The organism is Psychrilyobacter sp. (assembly GCF_049671765.1).
Lineage (GTDB): Bacteria > Fusobacteriota > Fusobacteriia > Fusobacteriales > Fusobacteriaceae > Psychrilyobacter.
The window spans coordinates 1-3,444 of the sequence record NZ_JBATVM010000117.1 but is presented as its reverse complement, the minus strand read 5'-3'; the positions used below and the strand labels follow the sequence as shown (position 1 = coordinate 3,444).

The 3,444-nt window shown below is 32.4% G+C and carries 2 protein-coding genes and 1 pseudogene; all 3 read right to left on the bottom strand.

The features are described from left to right. Nucleotides 1-143: 143 nt before the first annotated feature. A complete protein-coding gene (locus WBG30_RS05885; protein WP_424503716.1) occupies nt 144-2,024 on the bottom strand; it encodes a molybdopterin biosynthesis protein in 1,881 nt (626 codons plus the stop codon). Nucleotides 2,025-2,032: 8 nt separating this feature from the next. After that, entirely contained in the window at nt 2,033-3,253 is a 1,221-nt protein-coding gene (locus WBG30_RS05880; protein WP_424503715.1) for a molybdopterin molybdotransferase MoeA, read from the bottom strand. Further along, nucleotides 3,250-3,444 (bottom strand): annotated as a pseudogene (locus WBG30_RS05875) (hypothetical protein); the annotation flags it as partial. The pseudogene WBG30_RS05875 and the gene WBG30_RS05880, both read right to left, overlap by 4 nt.

The window sequence follows — 3,444 nt, the reverse complement described above, 5'->3', positions numbered from 1 at the left end:
TTTTATCACATTTAAAATTAGATTTAGTTACATCTAATTTTAATATTCGTGAATCGGGAAAACATAGAAAGGAAGAGTTCCTGTTCTCTTCTCCTAATTTAGGAGAGGAGTTAGAGGTGAGGTCTAGAAAATCCGAGGTCTCCCTAAATCTCCACTATCTCCCCTGGATTTTCTAACATATACCCCGGTATCTTTTCTACTTCTTTAGAAAACTCTTCCGATTTTATATATTCAAGAAATTTTAAAACCCTTTCATCCTCTAAACTATCCTTTAAAATTGCAAAATCATAATCTTCATGACCTACAAGTATAAAATCAAGATCTAAGATATCTGCTGCGAATTTTACTCCTAAAGCTAGATCACAAGTTGAAGCTTTCACCGACATTGCAACTGCTAGATGAGTTGTAGCTTCCCTTTCATATCCTTTTATATCGTTATTATCTATACCTAATTTTTCTAGTTTATAATCCAGAAGAATCCGTGTTCCTGCTCCCCTTTGTCTATTCATAAATATCAGATCATTTCGAGTCAGATCTTCTATTCCCTTTATGTTTTTCGGATTTCCTTTAGGTATTATGAGCCCTTGTTCCCTCTTTATACCTTTTATTAATACTACATCTCCAGATTTAAAATATTTTTTTAAAATATCTATATTATAATCTCCACTTTTATCATCCAATATATGGATAGGAGCTATGGTAGTTTCCTTTTTCTTTAATGCTAATATCCCTCCAAGACTTCCCACATGGGATAGAGATAATCTTACTTTATCAGAAATTCTATCCATTATAGGATCATTACTTCCGATTACTACTATAGATTTTTTTATAGTCGAGAGTGGTTTGAGGAGTTTTATCTCTACCTCTTCTCCTAGATCATGTCCTTCATTATTTCTAGCTATCACAAGGATTCCATCAGCTTTTACCAAACTCATACTGACCCCTGCTCCTCTATCTAGGGGAGTAGCTACTAATTTACCACTTACATAACCTAGAGTCATACGGATAAATTCCTTATGCTTTAATGATGAATGAATTCTTTTGGATAAACTAGCTTTTACTATAGTTTCCTTTTCATCATCTCTACAAAGCATCTTTTCAAGGAGCGTTTTTACAAATTGCTGATAAACAAAATATGCCGACACTGGATATCCTGGTATTCCTATTACAGGTTTATTTTTAATAAATCCCAAAATAGTTGGTTTTCCTGGTTTGATAGCTATCCCGTGAATTATAACTTCTCCTAATTCCTCTATGAGAGATTTAGTATAATCATGGGTTCCTGCTGATGATCCTGCATTTATAATTACCACATCATTTTTTTCTACTGCGTCTAATATATTTTTCTTCAAAAGTTCCTTTTCATCCCTAACAGGTGAATACCTATGTGGCTCTCCTCCTGATACAGTGATCATAGCCTCAAACATCCTAGAGTTAGAATCTATGATATCTCCTAACTTGAGATTTCTATAGTCTTCTACAATCTCACTTCCTGTAGGAATAATGGCAACTTTCGGTTTTTTAATAACTTCTATCTCAAATATTCCCCCAGCAAATAAAGCTCCTATATCCTCTGGTCTGATCTCGTGAAACGAAGGTAAGATCATATCATTTTTTATAATATCTTCTCCTACATTTCTAATATGTTGATAGGGGTATGCAGATTTTATTATTCTGATATCTCCATTTTCTAATTCCACTACTTCCTCTATCATGATCACAGCATCAAATTCAGTTTTAATAGGGTTTCCTGTATTTACATAGAGAAAATCGCTTTCTTTTTTTAAAGTTATAGGATTGGTTTCACTGGCCATCTCTGTATCTTTAGATCTTACTAATATTCCATCCATAGCTGATGCATTAAAATTAGGAGATGACACATTGGCAAAAATAGGTGACGATGTTATCCTCCCCAAAGATTTTTCCGTTGAAATAATCTCTTTTTTACTGTATTTTTCTATTCTATTAAAAAATAACGGTTTAGTTTCTTCTAAGCTGATATTATTTATAAATGTATTTCTCATTCTGCCTCCTAAAATCTATAGACCTTCACTCTGCTTCCTTTTTCCAACCCCTCTATATTACTTCCCAATATTATATAACCATTAGATTTAGTCATAAGAGTTGTCATCCCTGATTTTCCAAAGATAGGATTAATAACTATTTCATTGTTTTCAATAGTTTTATTTATCATCTGATATGTTGTTCGTCCTGGGGTAGAGTGAAGATTATGAGATAAAGTTCCATAATAATAATCATCACTGCCCTCACAAAAATATAGACTTTCAATAAGTTTTTTTACAACGATATTAAAAACAACCATGGAAGAAATAGGGTGCCCAGGTAATCCAAAGATAAGTTTATCGTTAGATCTTCCAATAATAGTAGGTTTCCCCGGTTTTATAGAGATTCCATGGACAAAGACTTCTCCTCCATCAAGTAGCGAAATAACCTTGCTGGTATAGTCATAATTACCGGCAGAACTTCCCCCTGATATGAGAACTATATCTGAATTCTCAGTTGATTTTTTTACCTCTTCCAATATAGTTTCAAATTTATCTTTAACTATTTTTTTTTCTACAACTACTCCAAAATTTTGGATGGCTAAAGAAAGAGTGTAGGAGTTTACATCTCTAATTTTTCCCATTCTATACTCTTCATCTTCTCCTATGATCTCATCTCCTGTAGAAATTATAGAAAATCTAAACTTTTTAAATACAGGTAGGTCATATATTCCTAGAGATGCCAAAGCCCCTACATTTTCAGGAGTTATAGTTGATCCTTTTTTTAAAATAACATCACCTGATTTTACATCTTCTCCCATAAGCATTATGTTTTCAAAAGTACTCACTGGTTTATGAACTAATAGAGTATCTTCTAATATCTCACAGTACTCTATCATGATCATAGAGTCCGCTCCTGTTGGGATCATAGCTCCTGTAGGAACATATATTGCTTCTCCACTTTCTAATTTTTTAGTTGTATTTTCTCCCATCAAAACCTCACCTTTTATGGTGAAAAATGCAGGAATACCTTGAGAAGCTCCCAAAGATTCCTTAGATTTTATGGCATATCCATCTACTGTAGATCTATTAAATTCAGGAACATTTAGACTGGCTACAACATTTTCACATAGTATTCTGCCTAATGAGTGTTCCAATTTACAAGTTTCTTTTTTCCCTTCTAATGTAGGTATTTTTTTTAAAATTAATCCCTCTATATCCTCTATATCAGTTACCTTTAAAAAATTCATATTTTAAACTCCTCTTTTATCCGATTCTTACATTTTTCTAGAACTATTTTTTCTCCCTTTAAATTCTCAAAAAAACCATGATCATGAGTTACAATAATTATTGTATTACCTTTTTGATTATACTTTCCCAAAATATCTATAAGTTCTAGTTTAGCTAATTTATCTAAATTTGCTGTAGGTTCATCTAACAT